Consider the following 19,369-nt stretch of genomic DNA (forward strand, 5'->3'; position numbering starts at 1 on the left):
CAAATAGCACCTGTTTAAAAGTGCTGTTAAACAGCGCTAAATCGAGCAGGCAAAATTTATAAAGCGCTATGCGTTCAAAGAAAATTAGCTCTGCCGAGAGTCTTTAGACTGGATCGGAAATAACCGCATGACAGGCTGGGCGATAGCGCTAAAAGAACAGCGTTTTTATATAATGTGTATACAATTCAAGTCAAGGGAAAAACGGCTTTCGAGGTGGTGTGAGGGTAGGGATTGTGTACAGGTTTTCGGTGTTCTTCTGCCGTGTTTTATCTCTTTTAAGTAGCTTAAAATAAAGGGAAAGTGTTGCTTGCTGGGTGGCCTTTTGTGGTATGCGTTGAGTGATGTAGTATCTCTTGGGATGCGCTTGTCTCAACTCTCTAATAGATATAGTGTTCTATTTTTTAAATTTCCTTTTTGAGTTATTGATTCTAGATGGTGTTGGATGTAGAAATGATTTTTTACTTCAAATTTTGTTTAATTAAGGTTTTGGATTGTTTTGTCTTTTTTTCTTGATGAATAAAGCTATGAAGGGTAAAAATTAAATCTATTCAGTTAGAAATTTGTTCTGTTTTTATTTTGATTTGAACGACGGTTTTTTAATTGCGGTTGAGTTGTTTAAAAAAAATCTCTTTGGTGCTGAATAAGTAGATTTTAAATTAGCTAGTAGTTTTTTTAAATTTGTTTCTGAAAAATTTATTCTGCTTTTTGATTTATAAAAAACTCCCCTGTAGCAGCCATCTACAACAGGGGAGTTTTTTCTTTTGTCAGGACTCTGTTATTCGCAAAGATCGACTTTGATGTCCCAGTTCTTTATCTTCATAGTTCCATTTTGGGCTAAGTTTTGTTGCATTTTGAAGCAACGATCAAACAGTTGAGGTTCATGACCGATCCCTTTTGAAAGACACTCTTCTTTAGCCATGTCGAAGTATTCTTGGAGGATTGGTTTGTAGTCAGGATGGGCACATTTGTCAATGATCTTCTGAGCCCGATCTTTCGGAGCTAAACCTCTCAGGTCGGCAAGACCTTGCTCGGTGACCAAAACATCGAGGTCGTGCTCGGTGTGGTCGACGTGAGGAGCTTTGGGAACCACGCAAGTGATACCGGTCGGATCGGTTTTGCTCGGTCGGACCGAAGGTGAGTGCATGATCTTCAGGTAGCCATTCCGCAGGAAGTCGCCTGAACCGCCGAGGCCATTGATCATCCGGGTGCCGCCGACTAGTGTTGAGTTGGCGTGGGCGTAAATGTCAAATTCTACCGGTGTGTTCATTGCGATGCAGCCGAGACGACGGATCGGTTCTGGTGCGTTTGCCAGCGACAGCGGGCGCAGAGTAATTTTGTCGGCGTATTTGTCCCAGTTATCAAAGAAACGCGGAAAGCCAGGAGTCTCAGAAAGCGAAAGCGAGCAGGACGAGGCGTGATTCAGTTTGCCCGAATCGAACAGGTCGAGCATGGTATCTTGTAGAACTTCAGTATAAACGGTCAAATTCTTAAACGGACCATTGGCGAGTCCACCGACAACAGCGTTAGCAATGGAACCGACGCCGGATTGCAACGGCAACAGGTTCTCTGGCAGGCGACCTGCTTTTACCTCGGCGGAAAAGAAATCGAGGATGTGGCTGGCAATCGCTTCGGAGGTTGCGTCTGCATCCGTAAAGGCACGACCTTTGTCGCGATATTTTGATTCAACGACGGCAATTATTTTATCCGGATCGCAAGCGAAGGATTCGGTTCCTATGCGGTCGCTGGCTTTGCTGATCAGGAATGGCTGACGATTCGGTGGGGTCAGGGGGACGATACAGTCATGCATGCCCCGGAAAGAAGGTTGCCCGGTGTTGACCTCGACAATGATTTTTTCGGCGATCATCAGAATTTCGCCGATAACGCCACAAGATGACGTGGGAACCAGCGAACCGTCTTCCAGAATTTCGGAGACCTCAATGATGGCAATATCGATTTTAGGGGTGTAAAACCCATAGCCGAGGTCTTGGGCAAACAGGGACAGGTGTTTGTCTCCCATCCGGATACGGCCCTCATTGATACCTTTGGCAATGTCTTTGCCTGTCTGGTAAGGCCAGCGACGATCGATCATATCGAGGCTTGCCCAGCGGTTTTCTGTTTCGGCGCCGACAGAGGCACCAATGAACAGGTTGAATTTCAGTTTTCCTTGCAGATTGTTTTTTTCGACATGGTCTGCGAGGGCAACTGGAACTGCCTTGGGATAGCCGGCGGGGGTGAAACCGGACCAGCCCAGGTCCATTCCCGTTTTAAAAAAATCGATGCAGTTTTCGGCTGTTGTCTTTTTGCTGAGCAAGGATTTGCGGTGGACGCGGTCCTCCAGTGTTCCAAATTTTGACATTCTCTCTCCTCCGGTAAATTAGGATGAAATAGTGCCAAGGGCACCTGTTTAAAGCGCTGGTATTGCAACATTCAAAATTATATTTTTTGAGAAGACTGTGTAGTGCAAACTAAATGTTGAAAAATCAGCGGGATGGTCCTGTAAGGGGAGCTTAGCAGATCTTACACATTACAGTTAGCAAGGTGGGCTTATCATAAGGCTGTATACGTTTTAGTCAAGACAAAAATCACACTTATGGTTAAAAGTAACAGATGAGGGGGGGGGCGGGATGAGACGAAAAAGGCCGGTCTGATAGCGTCAGCTCCGGCCTGCTTTTAAAGCGGATATATGTTTTTATTTTTGCCTAGTATTCTTCCGCGAGAATTTTTTGCGCATCTATTAAGTATTCGCTGCCAGGGAACTGCTCGAACAGCTGATTGAAAGTATCTTTCGCTTTTTCTTTTTCGCTTGCTTGTAAGTACGCTTTTCCGAGCAGGAAGTAGGCTTCGTCCAGGTGATAGTAGTTGGGATAATCTGCCAGAGCTTTCTCCAGCCGATTGATGGCTGCTTGGTACTGTCCTCTTTTTAAGTAGAAGTGGCCGACGTAAACTTCCGCTTCCGCAAGGCGGTTCCGACAGCGCTGGATCAAATGGCCGGCTTCTTCCGCCTGGGAATAGGAGGGGAAGCGATGTAGCAGTTCCTCAAACACCTGCAGCGCATTGCGGGTGCTGGTCTGGTCTCGATCAGCCGAGAGAATCTGTTGGTAGTGGCTCAGCCCCAGTCGGTAAAGGACATCTTTGACGCGGCTGTCGTTGGGATGGCGTTTCAGAAAGTCGCCGTAAGCGGTAGCAGCTTCTTCGTAACGCTCCGAGCGATAATAGGCCTCTGCAATTTTTAATTCGGCCAGCATATTAAGTTCCGGAGAATAATAGCTGTCGCGAACCTTTTCCCAGGAGGCGATAGCTTCTTCGTAGAGCTTGCTGTCAAAGAACTTTTCACCTTCCTGAAAGTATTGCTCCGCGGAATTACGCGGTACAATTTTTTGGCTGCTGCAGGCAGCGAGAAACAGGCTGAGTAGGAGAATAAACAGAAATCTGTTAGTCATTATTTTTATTCCTTTTCAATACGTTCAGATGCCAAGAAGCTACGGAATCTCCTTGCTTTTGTCAATCGATACAGCGCTGGATTGACGAAATTCCTTTCGCCCAATGAAAAGTCGGCTGTTTGATTGACTCTTTTGGCTCCCTTCATGATAATGGCGCAGGTTGAAGTACAATGTTTGCAAAGGATTAAGCATAAGATGCAGTTACTTTATATCGGCTTTTTCGGTGGACTTGGCTGTGTCGCCCGTTACCTCACCTCAGATTTGGTTTATCAACTGTTCGGCCGCAGTTTGCCTTACGGTACTCTGGCGGTCAATGTGGTCGGGTCATGTCTGCTTGGCTTTCTGATGACTTTTGGCATGCGTTCGGCACTGCTTGCGCCGGAGTTGCGAATCGGGTTGACAGTTGGTTTCATGGGCGGCTTTACCACCTTTTCAACTTTTTCCTACGAAACTTTAAAATTGCTGGAAGAGGGAAGCCTCTGGCAGGCAGGCGCCAATGTGGTACTGAATGTTCTGGTGTGTCTTGTTTTTGCGATGCTCGGGGTTTGGCTGGCTCGCCAACTGTAACGGGAGGAGTGTATGCGACACCTTGAAGGTGAACAGGTTTTGATGCGGATTTTTATCGGCGAGTCTGATCGCTGGGAGAATAGGCCCTTATACAAAGCCCTTCTTGAGTTGTTTCGTAAAGAGGGCTTTGCCGGTGCCACGGTGTTACGTGGGGTTGCGGGGTTCGGGGCAACTTCGGTGCTGCATACCGACAGTCTGCTCTGCCTGTCGCAGGATTTGCCGCTTGTGCTGGAGGTGGTTGATAAAGAGGAGAAAATAGAAGAGATCCTGCCACGCTTGGACGAGATGTTGCGGGGTGGGATGGTGACCTTGGAAAAAGCGCGGGTCATTCGCTATTCAAAATAACGGGATATTGAACGATGTTGAAACGTTTATTACAGGTTTTTGCTCCCGCCGAGGCTCATCACAGTGAAAATTTCGATCGTATTCCTCTAGCTGCAGCAGTGTTGCTGTTGGAAGTCGCACACGCTGACGGTGACTATCACGTTGAGGAAGAGAAGATGATCGAAACGGTGATGAAAAATCATTTTTCAGTTGCCGATGAGCTGTTGGAAGAATTGCTGGCACTGGCAGAGAAAACTAGGCAAGACAGCAGCGATCTTCACCAATTTACCCGGAAGATTAACAAAGCATTCAACCAGACGGAAAAGGAACAGATCATCGAAGCGATATGGAAACTGGTTTACGCCGATGGTCGCCTTGACCATTTCGAAGAGGCATTGATGCGGCAACTTGGGACACTGATAGGCTTGTCGCATCGGCAGCTGATTGAAGCTAAACTGCGGGTGGCAAAGAAGTGAGCCCGGGGTTGACCAGAGTCGTCAGTTGGGGGCATGAACTTTTAGCAGAAAAGATTAAAAAAGGGCAACTGACTGTCGACTTAACTGCGGGGAATGGTTATGACACACTAACGTTGTGTCGGTTGGTTGGGGAGACTGGACAGGTTATCGCCTTCGATATTCAATCGGCGGCATTGCAAAGTACACAGCAACGGTTGCAGGAAAACGGGGTTGTGGTGAGGATGTGGCAAGGAAAGGAGGCGCCGGTTCCGGCGTCGCCCGGTGTTGATCTGATCGAGATGGGGCATGAGCAGCTCCAACGTTATTTGCCGGGAGCCCCCCAGGGAATAGTAGCGAACCTCGGCTATTTCCCGGGTGGCAATCGACAGATCATCACTTTACCGCAGACGACGTTCACCGCCTTGGCGCAGGCCTGCGAGGTGCTAGCGCCGGGAGGGAGGCTGGTCGTTGTGGTTTACCCTGGACATCCGGGGGGACGAGAAGAAGGGGTAGTTGTCGAAGATTTCTTCGCTAATTTGCCCGATCATGATTTCCAGGTTTTGCAGCTGAAGGTCGTTAATAGACCGAATGCTCCTTTTTTGTTTGTTGCAGAGAAGCGTAGTTAACGCTTAATATAAAGCGCATTTTTGCAGCAGCAATGCTGCGGGTGTCTATTGAGGGGAAAACATGCTGACACGATTTATTGTTTTAATATTGCTCCTAAGTTTTGTTGACGCTCCCTTGCATGCCGAACAGTTGGCCGAGGTTGATGTGCCGACCCAGGTTATCCCGGCAGGGCAGAAGGGCGATAAGTTCGATAGAGATTTTGCTGATGACTTCGATGGTAGTTTTGCGGAGGCTGAAGCGATCAACGAAATCCTGATCGATGACCCGCTCGAAAAAATCAATCGTGGGGTTTTCTGGGTTAATGACAAACTCTACTTTTATCTGATTAAACCGATTGCTAGGGGCTATCGCTTAATACTCCCGCGGCAGGCGCGGGTTTCGGTCGCCAATGTCTTTAATAATATGGCAACACCGGTTCGAGCTGCCAACGATTTGTTGCAGTTGAAATTCCATGATATGGCGACCGAATTGTATAGGCTGATTGTGAACAGTACGGTCGGCATTGGCGGGTTGTTCGATCCTGCGGCATCTTTTGTCGGGGTAGACAATGTCGATGATGAAGATTTCGGCCAGACTCTCGGTTACTACGGTGCCGGACACGGTTTTTATCTCGTCCTGCCGATTCTAGGGCCTTCCAGCTTGCGTGATGGAGCAGGTACCTTGGTTGACACGTTTTCCGACCCGATCCGTTATGCCGATGTTGCAACCCTCACATATTTTGGGGGCAAATCATTCAAGGTTGTTAACAGCCTGTCGCTTGATCGGGATACCTACGAAGGGATTGTTAGAGATTCTCTAGATCCTTACCTGTTTGTTCGAGCCGCTTATGCACAGCGCCGTGCTGCTCAAGTTGGTAAGGTGAACTATGATATACTGTCGATTGACGGAAATTTTTGGGACGAAGAGACCTTTAATCCATTTAAATGGCTAGGATTATAACCATGAAAAGAATATTACTGACGGTTCTGTTAGGTTTGCTGCTCGTTAGTGCCGCCTGGGCGGTACCCCAGCCGCAAGAGCAGGTTGAAAAGATGATCAAATCGGTTTTGGATGTCTTGCAGAAACCCGATTTGACTGCGAATGAAAAAAAAGAACAGGTGAGCGGCAAGGTGCAGGAATTTCTTAACATTGCATCGATGTCGCAGCGCACGCTTGGCAGCTATTGGCAGGGCGCAACCGAAGAACAGCGCCAGCGGTTTTCCGAGCTGTTTGTCAAGGTGCTGGAGGGGACTTACCTGAATCGTATCGGCGACTATACCGACGGCACGGTGCAGTACCTTAAGCAACGGGTCAAGGGGGATAAGGCGATCATCGATACGCAAATTGTTGCAGAGGACCTTGCGATCCCGGTGCAGTACAAAATGATTCTGGTCAACGATGTTTGGCAAGTTTTCGACGTAGTTATCGAGGGGGTCAGCCTGATTCGCAACTATCGCGCCAGTTATGGTGAAATTATCCGCAAGGATGGTTATGATGGTCTTTTTGCACTGATGGAGCAGAAAGTTATCGATCTGAATGGTTCGTACTAATAAGCCAGGTTATAATAATAGCTAGTGGAAAAGACCTCTTCAAAACAGAAGAGGTCCTTTTTGTTGGCAGACAAACTTTGTTTTTGCTAATGTCTTTTTAATGTAGAAGGTCTGGTTCCCTAGCTGAATTTATTAATTTGAGGGAAGGATGTTTTAATGCGAAGAATTTCTTTTATTCCGGTACTCCCGCTAATTTTGCTGTTTGTGATTTTAAACACCGGTTCAAGCTCAGCGGCTTTTTTTGACACTGCTCCCCAGGAGGAGCTGGATGGAATGTCGGGGAAACTAGTTCGCGGCATTGCAAATACAGCGACCGGGTGGGGTGAGCTGCCGAAACAAATTATCATTACATGGAAAGAAGATGGAGCGGCACGTGGAATATTCGTGGGGCCCTTAAAGGGGATCGGCATGACGATCGTCAGGACCATCTCCGGCGTAGCAGAGATTGTAACCTTCTATCTTCCTGTCCCCCAGGAGTATAAACCATATTTTGAACCGGAATTTGTATGGCAGAAGGAGTGAAGTATCGAATTAAATACAGCAAGTCAGCAGAAGAACAAAAAAATCCAACGGCAGGCGAGGATAAACCGGCAGCACTTCCGTAGCGATATCCCTACTTTTCAATTAGATTGGTCGTGTAGACGGCTTGCGAATCTCCTGTGGATAGGAGAATAGCGGCTAAGCAGTTCTCAGATGCACCGCTTCCAGTGGCCATGCTGTTATTGCCACTGGCTTGATTGATTTCTGAGAAGGAGGAAACGCCGCGTCAAACTATCGATAGGTAGAGAGTCACATTGTATTATAGTCGTCCGATTCTACCAGATCTCCAGTACTATCCAAGAACGATCCTTTTTGTGAATCCTTTACAACTTCGACTTGGTTATGGGCAATGGAGCAAACAGTTCCACAAACGGTGCACTCATAAAGTTCTTCGTGGAATTGAAACGCGTCAAGTTCAGTTTCACGGCTGACCATGAAGCGGCACGTTGGACAGACAAATTCTGTACAGACTTTTTGTTTTTTTTCGACGCGACCCTTGATAACTTTTAGAGCGTTATGCGGATAGGCCCAAATTGAACCACAATCGCCACATTCATATACATCTTCAGAATATCCTTCTGCGTGCAGATCAATCTCCACATGTTTACTGCTTTTGCATATAGGGCATTTCTTCATGGTTCAAGCTCCTTTGAGTGATTTTAAAAATGTCGGCATCTGTTTTTGAGAATATATCCATTGTCTCTATACAGTAAATAATACTGCAGTAATAAACAATTTCAGCTCCTTTTTTCCCAAAATCATGACTCTCTTCTCTTAGCGTGATGAGCTCTGCAACTAATAGTGCTCCCTCTGTAATGAGAACGTCACTTTTCTGAAAATCCACGTGGTTTAGTTGCCACTAATTTCCGGTACACTTCCGAGTTATAAAAAATGACTTCAGGCGGAAATTTTAACCAGAAAATGAAATCGATATCATTGCAGTGATATTAATCGTCCTAACACAATGGAGGATGATATGAGTATCACATTAGTGGGCGGGATGGATTGATTGGCAAAACACTACCAAGATGAAGCTAAAAAGCAGGGTGTCAAGCTCTACATCCTGAGTCAGGCTTAGACAGGGATGGAGTCAAAAATTCGCAATAGTGATGCAGTGGTTCTTTTCACCAATTAAGTTTTGCACAGGGCCAGAAATGGTGCGGTTGCCGAAGGGAAAAGAGAGATATCCCTGTCTATCAATTCCACTCTTGTGGGTTGTGCACTTTGAGAAACTGCGTGAATTGTATAGAAAAATCAGGGTGTTCAGTGAACTTTAATTTTCTAATGCCATCAGAGGCAAGGGGCCACTTAATCATTCGAGGAGTTGCTGCCAACTAAAAAGCAACACTCGGGAAGAATTGTACATCTGTTTTTTTCGGAGATAGAACATTTGTCCTCAAAACAGGTGCGCTACCAGACTGCACTACTCTCAGATGGGCGGGATGGGTACCATGACGTTTTGAAAGTCTTTTCCCGAAGGCGTCTAAAATTAGTTCTGGAACTAAGGAAAAAAAGGGAATTTCGGAAGGCGATTCACGAGTGCTGCGCACGCCTGCGGGGTAGTGACTGATTTAATTTATGAAGAGAATATTTAGAAGTTTCCTCTGTCTTGCTCAATGTTTTTGTAAAGCTGCAACTAATTGGAATTGAAATGAAAATATGGCGTATCGTTAATCTGATTGACAATTGCTCGCAGTCGCAGTATTTAGCCGAATAAGCCCCACGATTTCTGCCTACTGGACAGCGTATTGAGTGATACATTTTGCCCTGTTGGCAGGAGCGTGCCTCTCCTTTGAGGTTATTGCCGCAATGCTGCATCCCGACACTGAAGTTCGATTTGTCAACGAACAGATCGGCAGTGGCGTCTTTGCCACCCGCCTGATTCCCAAAGGCACGCTGGTCTGGGTACAGGATAAGTTTGACAGAATTTACCCCGAAGCTGAGGTCAGAAAGCTGGAGCCGGTTTATCAAGCCATCCTTGAGCACTACTGTTTTCGCAATCATCAAGGATTCTGGGTGTTTTGCTGGGATAACACCAGATATATTAATCACAGTTTCCATGCCAACAGCATTGCGACGCCGTATGGATGTGAACTGGCGGTGCGTGACATCCATTCGGGCGAGCAGATCACGAACGATTATGGGTTCTTCAACATCATTGAGCCGTTCGACATGTTTCCGGAAGAGGGAAGCCGCCGCACACAGGTGATGCCGGATGATCTGCTCCGTTGTGCAGATGATTGGGACTCACAATTGGTCGATGCTTATCCCCGTTATTTGCAGGTTCCTCAGCCGTTGTCGAGGTTGCTTCCAGAACAACAGCGGCAGGCTCTTGAGGCAGTCAGTCGCGGAGACACTAAACCATTATCGATCCGGTGCAATTATTTTGATCCTGCTTCTGTTGCAACGGAGGTCGGTGATGTTTGAATTCCGGCGGTTGACAGCTGAGAATTTTTGTCACTATGAATATTTGGTGATGGCCTCGGAAGAGGTGTTTCCCGAAGATATCCGCGAAACCCCCGAGACCTATCTGGAGGCGCTTCGGCAAGATGGGGTTCAAGCTTTTTTGGCATACTTCGCCGGAGATTATGCTGGCAACGTGGTTGGTTTTTCTCCATGCCCCGTGCAGCAACGGATATTGCGCCTGCATGAACTGGACACAAGCCTGGATGGTTTAATCTACCTGTTCAACATCGTTGCCATGCCACAGTTCCAGGGGTGTGGCGTTGGTCGACACTTGCTTAAATATTTCCTGTCCGAATCGCGGGAGGCAGGTTTTATCCGCGTTGGAGGGCATTTTCGTGGCAATGGGTCGTTGAAGAATTTTACCAATCGTGGTGGGGCTGTGCTCGCCGTATTTGATGACTGGTTCGGCACAGGGGAAAGCTATAGTTACTGCGAACTTGATCTGTAGCAGCTTAGCCTTCTCTGACCATTTTCACTCCGGGAAAAAACACTCTCATCGGTTACCCTTTAACCAGTTGTGGCAATTACCGGGGCTTGTTGTTTCTACTTCTCAGAACTTCAAAATTTAATAAAGTAGAAAAATTCTCCCCCTGAATGTTGATTCCGCTTATTGCAACCAGAGACCCTCATCGATAAATTAACGCTCAAATAGACAGTATCTCTGTCAGTAGAGAGGTCTAAACGGTATAGAATCGATTTTGCGACCAAGGGTTGTCTTTTTCTGACAGCCTGTGTGCCCGGGCCACATTGATCGACGGTCCCGGGTAAATTAATACAAATATATATGTGGAATTTTATATTTCCCAGATGTCGTGATTTTTTAAAGCCGCCACCTTAATTCGGGGTGGCGGCTTTTCGTTCAGAATGGATGCACTGGTTTAGATGATAATCGGTGGATGACTTTGCTTTTTTTTGGGGGGGGGTAAGGTGACATAGGGTGAAAAAGATCAATTCGTAAGTCTGTCCCGGTGTCCACAAAAAGAAAAACTCCACCTCGACTGAAGTGGGGAATCTTGTTGTCATCGCATATGATAATTTTTACACAGGCTCCTCGCTTTGTCCGGATTTGGAACTTTCACGTAGCTGAAGCGCAGGCATTGACCCTTTGTTGTGGTACGTAACCTAGTGATAAAGTCGCTATATGCTCCCATAGGAGAGCGCGGTCTTCAGGCCTTAAAGTTTTAAATGATATTCCGAACAGCCCGTCGTTAGCCCAGCGGATAACTCCATCAATGCAAAAAACATGAACACTGACTGGTAGTGAAAACATGATGGTTAGTGCTGTATTTTGGCGTGGGGCTGTAATGCTCATCATCGATTCAATACATGCTCCAGACATACTGATGTTTATGAGTTTACCAATTTCTATCTGTGCATCGGACCTGTATTGCAGGAACTGTTCATCATTGAAATGAATCCGGCAATGATTACGTGCAGACGCCAAGAATGACTTCAGGGCTTCAATGGTTTTATCTAGGCTGCGCTTCCTCTCTTTTGTAGCTTTCTGATCCTTTTCCATTTGTTCCCTTTCAAGGATAAAACTTTTTAACAAACTTTTGTAGTGAGGCAATCGCTTCTTCAGATCGGTACAATAGTAAGTGAAGCCGTTTGCCGATACCATGACATCTTTGACAGGAATGAGGGCTTGGCAATGGTTGCAGGTCACCTGCTCTAGATCGGGAAGCAGGGGGGAGGTGATCAATTCCTTACATTCCGTGCATTTCATCTGAAGCATGTTGTCACCCCTGCTAGGCAATTCTGTCCAGTTTTTTGCTCGGACAGGAGCTTGCCCGGAGAGTTTTTACTGGATCAGAACAGCAATAGTGGAAGTCGGTAAAAAGCAAAAGATAGTTGTTCTAAGCTACCTGTTTGTTTTTCTTTGCAAGGTCCATTTCTAAAGTTCCTGTAGAGTTTTCACTTCAAATTCACAGACTGTATATTTCTAGCACATATTATTAGCCAAGATTAATATTTGTATCAGTTGAAGTCAAGGTTTGTGTGAACCTTCTCATAGATTGTTTTTGGAGCGGGTGATTTGAAAATGGAATTAAGCCTGCCACTGATACTTCTCAGACTCACCCCAAATAGCCCTCTCCGGGGGAAAGACCTGTCCCGGAATGTTCGCATCGGATCATAACCAATGAATCCATCAAAAGAACCCACCCAAGAGATAGCCCCAGAACTTCCTCCTGGCAACTGTCGTCCCGAACCTTCTCTGAAGTCCACAATAAGAAAAAAAACACTTCGTTTGAAATGGGTAACTATTTGGATTTTTTCCTAAGGGTCATGACACTTTCCTAATAAATATGGTCGGAGCGAAAGGATTCGAACCTCCGATTCTCTGGACCCAGACCAAAAACCGTTCGCTATGGCAAGGCCTCCGCTCTCTGTGCTGACCTAGAATGGGGCTACGCTCCGACGGGCGGTATAGGTACCATGACCTGTCGAAAATAGGAGCTTGGAATTAGGAAGTTGCTTCCAACTTGTCATTTGTGTGAGCTGATATAGCATTTAAGATAAGAGTAAATAGAGGCCTATCCTCAGGCAAGACATGATGGTCTTAAGAGGTGACTTTGGATAAAAGTGCCGAATACTCAAAATCTGATGAGGAGTCTCAAAGACACGTTTTCGATGAGATTCAATTGATTTTGGCGGAGAAGCGTACTGCTTTGTCGGCATTGCGCACAGGAATTGCGGTCTTTGCTTTGCCCCTTTCTGTTATGAGTGTTTTGGTTGCTACCTCAAAGTTCTATGAGATTACACAGGTTTTACATTTACTCGTTCCCTTGTTCATCATATGCACGAGTCTTATTGTTCTTGGGTTCTACCTCATAATTCATTCAGTTCTCCGTATCCATCGGTATGACCGCCTTGTCGGGAAGATCAAGCAAAAACATAGCGCAATTGCAAAGTATGTGGATTAGTTGTGTCATTAGGCGTTCTGCTACTCGGGAATGTTGATCGCTGAAGTGAAATAGCGGACCTGTCTTTTTGCGTGTAGCACACCTGTACCCAAACCAGAGACCGTTCGCTTCACTACGGTTCTCTTTTCTGTGCTTACCAGGCAGGGGCTGCAATCCGAGGGGCAGTGTATGAAACTTTGGAGATGGTACTAATTCAAGCTGATTTCTTGCGTGTGGAGTTTTGCCCAACCTAGGAAATCTATACATTTACTGCTTTAGATTGATTTTGCTAGAAAACCAATCCTCAATTGGTTCAGCAAACCCTCTGGAAACCAACAATCGTCCGAACTTCAACATTCCCCAAAGAAACAAAAGAGGGAGAATGATCGTGTTCAGTACAAACACGACAATGAGGTCAACGATATGTTTAATCAATCCTGAAGCAGCATTTTCAATGATTTCAACCTTAGCCTTTACGTCTGCAATTTTTTTGGCCTGATCTTTTACTGAATGTGCGAATTTCTGAACCGATTCAATCCATCCACCTTCTTTATTATCTTCCTCCGCCTGAGCAGTTTGAGTCGTTGATTCGCTTAGATCTTGTTCTTTCAATCGCCCTACTGTTTTTTGAAGAGCTTTTACCGAGTCATCCTGAGTTTTCCCAAGAAACGTCACGTACACCTGATTATTCAGGAAAGCCATTGTGGGCACAGCGAGCCTGAGAAGTATTGCAACTACTATCAGTACTCTTCCAATTCGGATGAAATTGATTGGGGACGGTTTCGATAGCCATAATCCTACTAAAAAAGAAAGAAGGGCTAACATCAATATTATCTGAATGCTGAGAAATGGGGTTATCTGAATCAGGACGTTTTGAATCCCTAGGGAAGTCATACTTGCTAGCATGACCCAGGAAAATCTCTCCACTAAGTCGTTTATTGGGTCCAACGCAGCTCCTGCTGCTACAGAAACCCCAATCCCGCCAGGTTCTATCTGTAGGTCGCTTTCTCTAAACACTGATACAATTGCATTGAAAGTTCGTGCAATAGCGAATGCAGTAGTTGCTCTCTTCAGCCCGCTATTAACATAAATAGTTGCCTTATTGTCGATTACTTTGAAAATGTGGCCTTCAAAAATGAAGTTTCTTGGTCCATCCTCTATTGTAAAAATGCAGAGCACAATGATGAGTGAACTAAGAAGTATTTTTTTCAAAGGCATGGTTTTTCTTCCTTCATTGGAATAGTGAATTGCCTGATTGCCTCAGTAGAGCATCTTGATAGCACTGAATCGCCCCGGGTTTTCCGGAGACAGTTTTCGTTTGAGTCAAGCGGCATCGCTTGACTCCTCTAGCCGATAATATTCCATCTCTCGCTCTACCGGGGGAATATTTCCAATCGATTCCAGCAACCGGCGATTGTTAAACCAATCCACCCATTCCAATGTTGCGTATTCAACAGACTCACGGCCTTTCCAAGGGCCGCGATGGTTGATAACTTCCGTCTTAAAGAGGCCGATAATTGTCTCGGCCAATGCATTATCGTAAGAATCTCCGGTCGTGCCGACCGAAGCATTGATTCCGGCTTCTGCAAGACGCTCCGTGTAGCGGATTGAAAGATACTGGCTCCCCCTGTCGCTATGATGAATCAACTCCCGGCGGTTCTTGCGTGCCCATAGAGCTTGTTCCAGTGCATAATTCCGTCTTCATGGATGTCGAAACACGCCAGCCAACAATACAGCGTGCGTACACGTCAATGACGAAAGCCACGTAAGCAAAACCGGACCAGGTGGCAACATACGTAAAATCAGCTACCCAGAGCTGATTCGGTCGGCTTGCTTTGAATATCCGCTTCACCAGATCAGGGGCACGGTCCTGTTTGGGATCACTGATCGTGGTGATCTGTTTCTTGCCACGCACAACACCTCGTAGCCCCATTTCTCGCATCAATCTTTCAACGGTATAACGGGCGATGGGAATCCCTTCTCTGTTTAACTGCCGCCAGACTTTACGAGCACCATAAACCCGTAAATTCTCTTCCCAAACCCTCTGAATCTGAGGTTTCAACAACTGATCCCGCAGGTGACGTGCCGGAACCTTGCCGGGATCTTTTTGACGCGCCTTATGGTGATAGTACGTTGATGGGGCGATCGGCAACTGACTGCAGATCGGCTCGACCCCGTAATGACTTCGGTGTTCATCGATAAAAAACACCATTATTTCGGTTTGCGGTCGAGCTCCGCCTGGGCGAAAAAAGCAGCAGCTTTACGCAGAATCTCATTGGCGCGTTTCAGCTCCCGGTTTTCCCGCTCCAGCTGCTTCAATTGTTCTTGAGTCGTCTTTTCCTTAGAACGACTCTCTTGAGAACCTCCGGCTTCTTTACACCATCGTCGTAACGTCTCCGGTGTACACCCTATCTTTTCTGCAATGGAACAAATCGCTGACCAGCGGGAAGAATATTCTCCCCGCTGCTCCTCAACCAATCGGACTGCTCGCTCTCTGACTTCAGGACTGTATCTCTTGTTCGTATTCATGACCCCATACTCTCAAAGTTTGGAGTCTCCGACAACCCCGGGGCGATTCACACACCTGTCCTTTCGTCTATAGCACACCTGTACCCAAACCAGAAACCGTTCACTTCGGCTATGCCTCGGTTATCTGTGCTTACCAGGCAGGAGCTACGCTCCGAGAGGTCGGTATAGGCACTACGCTGCGGTAAATAATTTTTTCCTTGAAAATGAAAATCAAAATCAATATAGTGTAGTCAATCAACCTAACACAATGGAGGAAGATATGAGTATCACATTAGTGGGAGGGATGGATCGGTTGGCAAAACACTATCAAGGTGAAGCCAAAAAACAAGGGATCAAACTCAACATCTTGAGCCAGGCCCAGACGGGTATGGAGACAAAAATTCGCAACAGCGATGCGGTGGTTCTTTTCACTAATAAGGTTTCGCATAGAGCCAGAAATGCTGCAGTTGCCGAAGCGAAAAAGAGAGATATTCCTCTCTATCAATTCCATTCTTGCGGGTTGTGTACTTTGAGAGATTGCTTCAATTGCATAAAAAATCAAAGCGTTCAGTGATCTTTGATTTCCAATACATCATAGGATAAAGCGAAGGGCCACTTGATCATTCCGATTGGGTGGCCCTTTTGATAATGGTTGGTGGGGGACAACTATGCTGGAGAGCCATGAGTAAAGAACCTGCCTGTCCTCATCACTTGTGATTTTCTAATCAGGCTCGGATTATTAATCGTGCCAGCTGTGGATATGTTGCCTCTTGCAAGACCTGCATTCACTCCAATGCTAAATTCATCAATTCTCATCTTTGAAAAGCGACCAATTTCTTGGCCATTATTATCATAGTCAATTATCATGGGAGTTTGTTGCAAATCATACTTTTCTATCACTTTAACGTCTTGTTTGCTCAGTCTGAGACCGTGATTCCTTAGCAGCATCAGGTAGTCTTCAAAGGAAATGGACTTGTTCCAATAAGGGAGCTTGCTCCTTTTGTCATAATCGGTCTGAGCCACTTTCCGATCATATCCACCCTCTAGCCTCACTCTTTCGTAGCAAAACGAGTTGCGATAAACTGATCTAGCTCTGAATAAGCGCGAAGGTCTATAGGAAATTGTTCAAGTACAAGAAAGCTTCAAATTAGGTCTGGTATCAGAATGTGCCTGTTTGCCCGAACAGCCAATCAGTAATGTGAAGACCCATAAAGCAGTCCCGTTAATAAACTTTTGGATTTCATGTCAACCAGTTCCTTGGCACAATATGAAAAAGCGGAAGTTTTTAATTTGTTTGGGTGGGGACAAGATTTCAACGCTTGTCTTTTGCTATTGACTGTAAGCCCGTTTACAGCTTAGCGCACCTATCCTTTCTGAGATACACACCTGTACCCAAACCAGAGCCCGTTCGTTGCGGCAAAGCCTACGCTCTCTTTGCTTACCAGACAGGGGCCACCCTCCAAGGCTGCGTATAGAGTCTTTGGAGGGGGGCTGATTCAAAATTTCAATTATTAAGGCGGGCTTTTGTGCCGGCCTTTTTCTATTCATTGTTGTTAATACAGAAGGATAAGGAATGCCATGAAGCACATCAGAATACAGTGCAAATGGTTTGTATAAAAAATATCTTGACACTGTAGAATAAATGAACTATAAACCCCATTAAAAAGATAAACAAGGAGATGTGAAAATGAAATCTACAATCCAAACCATCCTGTTTACGCTTTTGCTTGCTTTTCCTGTAACCAGCTATGCGGCACTGAGCGATTACTTCGTTAGCACTGATTGGTTGGCTAAAAATCAAAATAAAGTCGTGGTTGTCGATGTTCGGCAACCGCCACTCTATTACCTTGGCCATATCGATGGCGCATACAGCGTTCCTCGTAGCAGCTTTCTACAAACCCGCAATCAGGTCAAAAGCCTAGTACCATCGGCTGGAGCATTCAACAGGCTTCTGAGTTCGCTTGGCGTAACTCCAGACACAACTGTGATCACTTACGCTGAAGACGATAGCCCCTACGCAGCACGTTTTGTCTGGACGTTGCGTTACCATGGGCATCAGAAATCCTTCGTGCTTGATGGTGGCTACGAAAAATGGGCAGCAGAAGCCCGCACTACAAGCTATCTGCCGACACCTAGCGCTAGGCCAAGCAACTACCATTTGAGAGCCAACGGCGACTACCTGCAGGCGAGAGCAGATGCAGATTATATTTTTACACGGCTAGAAAATCCCGGGGTACTTGTTTGGGATACCCGAAGTGGCGGAGAATATAAGGGGACAGATGTTCGTGCGGATCGTGGTGGTCACATTCCCGGAGCGGTTCATCTGAATTGGACCGAGCTGCAGACAGAGGTGAATGGTGTAAAGGTTTTGAAAAGTCGTGAGAAGATCGAAGCTTTATTGGCCTCTTACGGTCTGACTGCTGACAAAGAGATAGTTGCCCATTGCCAGACAGGCATCCGTTCTTCCTACGCTACCATGGTGCTCCTCGGCCTCGGTTATCAGCGGGTCAAAAATTATGATGGTTCCTGGATCGAATGGGCCAACAACCCAACCCTGCCGATTATCAATGCGCAAGGAGAATTGCAGAGTTCTGTACAGGTCAGCATGACCCTGACTGACCAAAACGGCACCAAAATAAAGACCGAGATTTTACAATGAGTACCTTTACAAGAGTAAAAAAATCGAGTTTCTCGCGCGACTAGCTACACGGGGCCCTGCACTGGCGCAACGTTTCATTGATGGCTATCAGGCCAAACAGAGCGACGGGGAAATGCCTTGGACAACTACACTCAAGCCGCTATCCGAAGCGAAACTTGCAATCGTAACCACTTCTGGTATTCATCACGGCGATCAGCGACCATTCGACATGCTCGATAAAAATGGTGATCCCAGTTACCGCAAACTGAATGGGGAGACACTCTTCGATGATTACAAGATTACCCATGACTATTACGATCACACTGACGCACGTTAAGACCCGAACATTATCTTCCCACTCGACCGACTCCGAGAGCTGGCCAGCGAAGGAACCATCGGCAAGCTTGCAGCGAGCTATTATGCCTTCATGGGGCACATTGACGGGGAACATATCGACACGTTGGTCTACACGACAGCGAAAGACGTCGCGCAAAAACTTAAAGAGGACGAGGTTGAGGTGGTTTTATTAACTCCTGCTTGAGGAATCTGCAATCAATCCTACGGATTGATTCAAAGAGAGATTGAAAAGGTCGGCATTGCGACAATCGGAATTTCGATCGTCAGAGAATACACGGAGAACGTTCAACCCCCGAGGACGGTTTTTCTGCGCTGGCCATTTGGTCATCCGCTCGGAGAACCAGGGAATATAGAGCAACAGAGAACTATTGTGTTAGAAGCCTTACGAGCGCTTTACCAGCTAGCAGAACCGGGATCCAACATCGATCTTCCTTATCGCTGGAAGCGTGAAAAATATGCTGGCAAGCAAGTAGATGTAGCAGCTTAAACACCGGGTCGCGAATTGGCATTGGGCATAGAACAAGGCATCGTTGGCAGTGACGTGCCCTCATCAAATATGGTCCTAAGCATTCACATTGTCTTGGATCGGTTTGATGGGTGGCGCGGCACGTAGCCATAGCCATCCCACCGTTTGTGAATACAAATAACAAAACAGTCTGTCAGTGTGGTGCCGGCTCTTTTTAGGATAATATAAATTTATCAAATTGGCTCGTAGCACATCCCGATAGCGCACCTAGACCCAAACCAGAGACCGTTCGCTACCTGTTGCTCGCTTCTTTGTGTTACCAGCCAGAGGCTACGCTCCGACGGGCGGTATAGGTAGCACGGATGCAAATGTAGAGTGATTTTTAAAGGTAAGATCGGCGATGATATTAACCTTTGCCTTTACCTTTGCTCTTGCTTTTCTGGCTTTTTGAGTTGTGGTTGTTCTTGCTTGTTTTGGTACCAAGATCATTGTTGTTCTTCAAGTCTTTAAACTGGCTCGAGCCTGGTTTAATTCCTAGGTTTTTTGCAA

At 46.2% G+C, this 19,369-nt stretch carries 20 protein-coding genes, 1 tRNA gene, 1 pseudogene and 1 other annotated feature; of the genes and pseudogenes, 14 read left to right on the top strand and 8 right to left on the bottom strand.

Annotated elements, in window-relative coordinates; translation table 11 throughout:
- Positions 1-775: 775 nt before the first annotated feature.
- Positions 776-2,356 carry an acetyl-CoA hydrolase/transferase C-terminal domain-containing protein gene (locus Q7J88_RS04775; RefSeq protein ID WP_303721012.1) on the bottom strand — a complete coding sequence of 527 codons (1,581 nt, stop codon included), beginning with the start codon at positions 2,354-2,356 and terminating at the stop codon, positions 776-778.
- 343 nt (positions 2,357-2,699) lie between these two features.
- Positions 2,700-3,440 carry an outer membrane protein assembly factor BamD gene (locus tag Q7J88_RS04780; protein ID WP_303721013.1) on the bottom strand — a complete coding sequence of 247 codons (741 nt, stop codon included), beginning with the start codon at positions 3,438-3,440 and terminating at the stop codon, positions 2,700-2,702.
- 195 nt (positions 3,441-3,635) lie between these two features.
- Between Q7J88_RS04780 and crcB the strand changes: the two genes are divergently transcribed.
- The 7 genes from crcB to Q7J88_RS04815 all read left to right on the top strand — a co-directional run bounded on the left by crcB (position 3,636) and on the right by Q7J88_RS04815 (position 7,464).
- Positions 3,636-4,007 (top strand): fluoride efflux transporter CrcB, encoded by a 372-nt coding sequence (gene crcB / locus Q7J88_RS04785; RefSeq protein ID WP_303721014.1) that lies wholly within the window; start codon positions 3,636-3,638, stop codon positions 4,005-4,007.
- Positions 4,008-4,019: 12 nt separating this feature from the next.
- Positions 4,020-4,352, top strand: a complete 333-nt coding sequence (locus Q7J88_RS04790) for a DUF190 domain-containing protein (protein WP_303721015.1) — start codon at positions 4,020-4,022, stop codon at positions 4,350-4,352.
- 14 nt (positions 4,353-4,366) lie between these two features.
- Positions 4,367-4,807, top strand: coding sequence for a TerB family tellurite resistance protein (locus tag Q7J88_RS04795; RefSeq protein WP_303721016.1), 441 nt, complete (start codon positions 4,367-4,369; stop codon positions 4,805-4,807).
- Complete coding sequence (locus Q7J88_RS04800; RefSeq protein WP_303721017.1) at positions 4,804-5,412, top strand: class I SAM-dependent methyltransferase; 609 nt, start codon at positions 4,804-4,806, stop codon at positions 5,410-5,412. Before Q7J88_RS04795 ends, Q7J88_RS04800 begins: the two co-directional genes overlap by 4 nt.
- A gap of 61 nt (positions 5,413-5,473) precedes the next feature.
- On the top strand, positions 5,474-6,352 hold the full coding sequence (locus Q7J88_RS04805; protein ID WP_303721018.1) for a VacJ family lipoprotein: 879 nt from the start codon (positions 5,474-5,476) through the stop codon (positions 6,350-6,352).
- Positions 6,353-6,354: 2 nt separating this feature from the next.
- Positions 6,355-6,942, top strand: a complete 588-nt coding sequence (locus tag Q7J88_RS04810; protein ID WP_303721019.1) for a phospholipid-binding protein MlaC — start codon at positions 6,355-6,357, stop codon at positions 6,940-6,942.
- Positions 6,943-7,098: 156 nt separating this feature from the next.
- Complete coding sequence (locus Q7J88_RS04815; RefSeq protein WP_303721020.1) at positions 7,099-7,464, top strand: exosortase system-associated protein, TIGR04073 family; 366 nt, start codon at positions 7,099-7,101, stop codon at positions 7,462-7,464.
- A gap of 267 nt (positions 7,465-7,731) precedes the next feature.
- On the opposite strand, the gene Q7J88_RS04820 is transcribed toward Q7J88_RS04815, so the two are convergent.
- Positions 7,732-8,118: a hypothetical protein gene (locus tag Q7J88_RS04820; protein ID WP_303721021.1), complete on the bottom strand. Its 387-nt coding sequence runs from the start codon at positions 8,116-8,118 to the stop codon at positions 7,732-7,734.
- A 1,116-nt stretch (positions 8,119-9,234) separates the two neighbouring features.
- On the opposite strand from Q7J88_RS04820, the gene Q7J88_RS04825 reads away from it, so the two are divergent.
- Entirely contained in the window at positions 9,235-9,909 is a 675-nt protein-coding gene (locus Q7J88_RS04825) for an SET domain-containing protein (protein WP_303721022.1), read from the top strand.
- Positions 9,902-10,396 carry a GNAT family N-acetyltransferase gene (locus tag Q7J88_RS04830; RefSeq protein WP_303721023.1) on the top strand — a complete coding sequence of 165 codons (495 nt, stop codon included), beginning with the start codon at positions 9,902-9,904 and terminating at the stop codon, positions 10,394-10,396. Before Q7J88_RS04825 ends, Q7J88_RS04830 begins: the two co-directional genes overlap by 8 nt.
- A gap of 627 nt (positions 10,397-11,023) precedes the next feature.
- Here the strand turns inward: Q7J88_RS04830 and Q7J88_RS04835 are convergent.
- Together Q7J88_RS04835 and Q7J88_RS04840 are read right to left on the bottom strand one after the other, a co-directional pair.
- Positions 11,024-11,683 (bottom strand): PilZ domain-containing protein, encoded by a 660-nt coding sequence (locus Q7J88_RS04835; protein ID WP_303721024.1) that lies wholly within the window; start codon positions 11,681-11,683, stop codon positions 11,024-11,026.
- 572 nt (positions 11,684-12,255) lie between these two features.
- A tRNA-OTHER gene (locus tag Q7J88_RS04840) sits at positions 12,256-12,366 on the bottom strand.
- Between the two features lie 155 nt (positions 12,367-12,521).
- On the opposite strand from Q7J88_RS04840, the gene Q7J88_RS04845 reads away from it, so the two are divergent.
- On the top strand, positions 12,522-12,872 hold the full coding sequence (locus Q7J88_RS04845; protein WP_303721025.1) for a hypothetical protein: 351 nt from the start codon (positions 12,522-12,524) through the stop codon (positions 12,870-12,872).
- A gap of 246 nt (positions 12,873-13,118) precedes the next feature.
- Here the strand turns inward: Q7J88_RS04845 and Q7J88_RS04850 are convergent, their stop codons facing one another.
- Both Q7J88_RS04850 and Q7J88_RS04855 read right to left on the bottom strand, forming a co-directional pair.
- Positions 13,119-14,069: a hypothetical protein gene (locus Q7J88_RS04850; protein WP_303721026.1), complete on the bottom strand. Its 951-nt coding sequence runs from the start codon at positions 14,067-14,069 to the stop codon at positions 13,119-13,121.
- A 105-nt stretch (positions 14,070-14,174) separates the two neighbouring features.
- Positions 14,175-15,380: pseudogene (locus Q7J88_RS04855) on the bottom strand (IS3 family transposase).
- Positions 14,989-15,105, bottom strand: a sequence feature (AL1L pseudoknot). Its footprint overlaps the pseudogene before it by 117 nt.
- A 259-nt stretch (positions 15,381-15,639) precedes the next feature.
- Between Q7J88_RS04855 and Q7J88_RS04860 the strand changes: the two are divergent.
- The gene (locus tag Q7J88_RS04860; RefSeq protein ID WP_303721027.1) at positions 15,640-15,933 is read left to right on the top strand and encodes a DUF2325 domain-containing protein; all 294 of its coding nucleotides are present in this window, start codon (positions 15,640-15,642) and stop codon (positions 15,931-15,933) included.
- A 92-nt stretch (positions 15,934-16,025) separates the two neighbouring features.
- On the opposite strand, the gene Q7J88_RS04865 is transcribed toward Q7J88_RS04860, so the two are convergent.
- The gene (locus tag Q7J88_RS04865; RefSeq protein ID WP_303721028.1) at positions 16,026-16,382 is read right to left on the bottom strand and encodes a hypothetical protein; all 357 of its coding nucleotides are present in this window, start codon (positions 16,380-16,382) and stop codon (positions 16,026-16,028) included.
- Between the two features lie 664 nt (positions 16,383-17,046).
- Here Q7J88_RS04865 and Q7J88_RS04870 point away from each other — a divergent pair.
- The 3 genes from Q7J88_RS04870 to Q7J88_RS15365 all read left to right on the top strand — a co-directional run bounded on the left by Q7J88_RS04870 (position 17,047) and on the right by Q7J88_RS15365 (position 18,538).
- Positions 17,047-18,018, top strand: a complete 972-nt coding sequence (locus Q7J88_RS04870) for a sulfurtransferase (protein WP_303721029.1) — start codon at positions 17,047-17,049, stop codon at positions 18,016-18,018.
- Between the two features lie 112 nt (positions 18,019-18,130).
- Complete coding sequence (locus Q7J88_RS04875; RefSeq protein WP_303721030.1) at positions 18,131-18,334, top strand: hypothetical protein; 204 nt, start codon at positions 18,131-18,133, stop codon at positions 18,332-18,334.
- A gap of 12 nt (positions 18,335-18,346) precedes the next feature.
- The gene (locus Q7J88_RS15365) at positions 18,347-18,538 is read left to right on the top strand and encodes a glycine/sarcosine/betaine reductase selenoprotein B family protein (protein WP_369681973.1); all 192 of its coding nucleotides are present in this window, start codon (positions 18,347-18,349) and stop codon (positions 18,536-18,538) included.
- The last annotated feature ends 831 nt before the right edge of the window (positions 18,539-19,369 follow it).

It is taken from the genome of Malonomonas rubra (assembly GCF_003247215.1).
GTDB classification, from domain to species: Bacteria; Desulfobacterota; Desulfuromonadia; order Desulfuromonadales; family Geopsychrobacteraceae; genus Malonomonas; species Malonomonas rubra_A.

Bases quoted from the DNA above. Each gene is read 5' to 3' on its own strand.
- Q7J88_RS04850 (WP_303721026.1), bottom strand. From the start codon at position 14,069: ATGCCTTTGAAAAAAATACTTCTTAGTTCACTCATCATTGTGCTCTGC.
- Q7J88_RS04790 (WP_303721015.1), top strand. From the start codon at position 4,020: ATGCGACACCTTGAAGGTGAACAGGTTTTGATGCGGATTTTTATCGGC.
- Q7J88_RS04820 (WP_303721021.1), bottom strand. From the start codon at position 8,118: ATGAAGAAATGCCCTATATGCAAAAGCAGTAAACATGTGGAGATTGAT.
- Q7J88_RS04835 (WP_303721024.1), bottom strand. From the start codon at position 11,683: ATGCTTCAGATGAAATGCACGGAATGTAAGGAATTGATCACCTCCCCC.
- Q7J88_RS04805 (WP_303721018.1), top strand. From the start codon at position 5,474: ATGCTGACACGATTTATTGTTTTAATATTGCTCCTAAGTTTTGTTGAC.
- Q7J88_RS04795 (WP_303721016.1), top strand. From the start codon at position 4,367: ATGTTGAAACGTTTATTACAGGTTTTTGCTCCCGCCGAGGCTCATCAC.
- Q7J88_RS04810 (WP_303721019.1), top strand. From the start codon at position 6,355: ATGAAAAGAATATTACTGACGGTTCTGTTAGGTTTGCTGCTCGTTAGT.
- Q7J88_RS04830 (WP_303721023.1), top strand. From the start codon at position 9,902: ATGTTTGAATTCCGGCGGTTGACAGCTGAGAATTTTTGTCACTATGAA.
- Q7J88_RS04780 (WP_303721013.1), bottom strand. From the start codon at position 3,440: ATGACTAACAGATTTCTGTTTATTCTCCTACTCAGCCTGTTTCTCGCT.
- crcB (WP_303721014.1), top strand. From the start codon at position 3,636: ATGCAGTTACTTTATATCGGCTTTTTCGGTGGACTTGGCTGTGTCGCC.
- Q7J88_RS04815 (WP_303721020.1), top strand. From the start codon at position 7,099: ATGCGAAGAATTTCTTTTATTCCGGTACTCCCGCTAATTTTGCTGTTT.
- Q7J88_RS04875 (WP_303721030.1), top strand. From the start codon at position 18,131: ATGCCTTGGACAACTACACTCAAGCCGCTATCCGAAGCGAAACTTGCA.
- Q7J88_RS04870 (WP_303721029.1), top strand. From the start codon at position 17,047: ATGAAATCTACAATCCAAACCATCCTGTTTACGCTTTTGCTTGCTTTT.
- Q7J88_RS04775 (WP_303721012.1), bottom strand. From the start codon at position 2,356: ATGTCAAAATTTGGAACACTGGAGGACCGCGTCCACCGCAAATCCTTG.
- Q7J88_RS04860 (WP_303721027.1), top strand. From the start codon at position 15,640: ATGAGTATCACATTAGTGGGAGGGATGGATCGGTTGGCAAAACACTAT.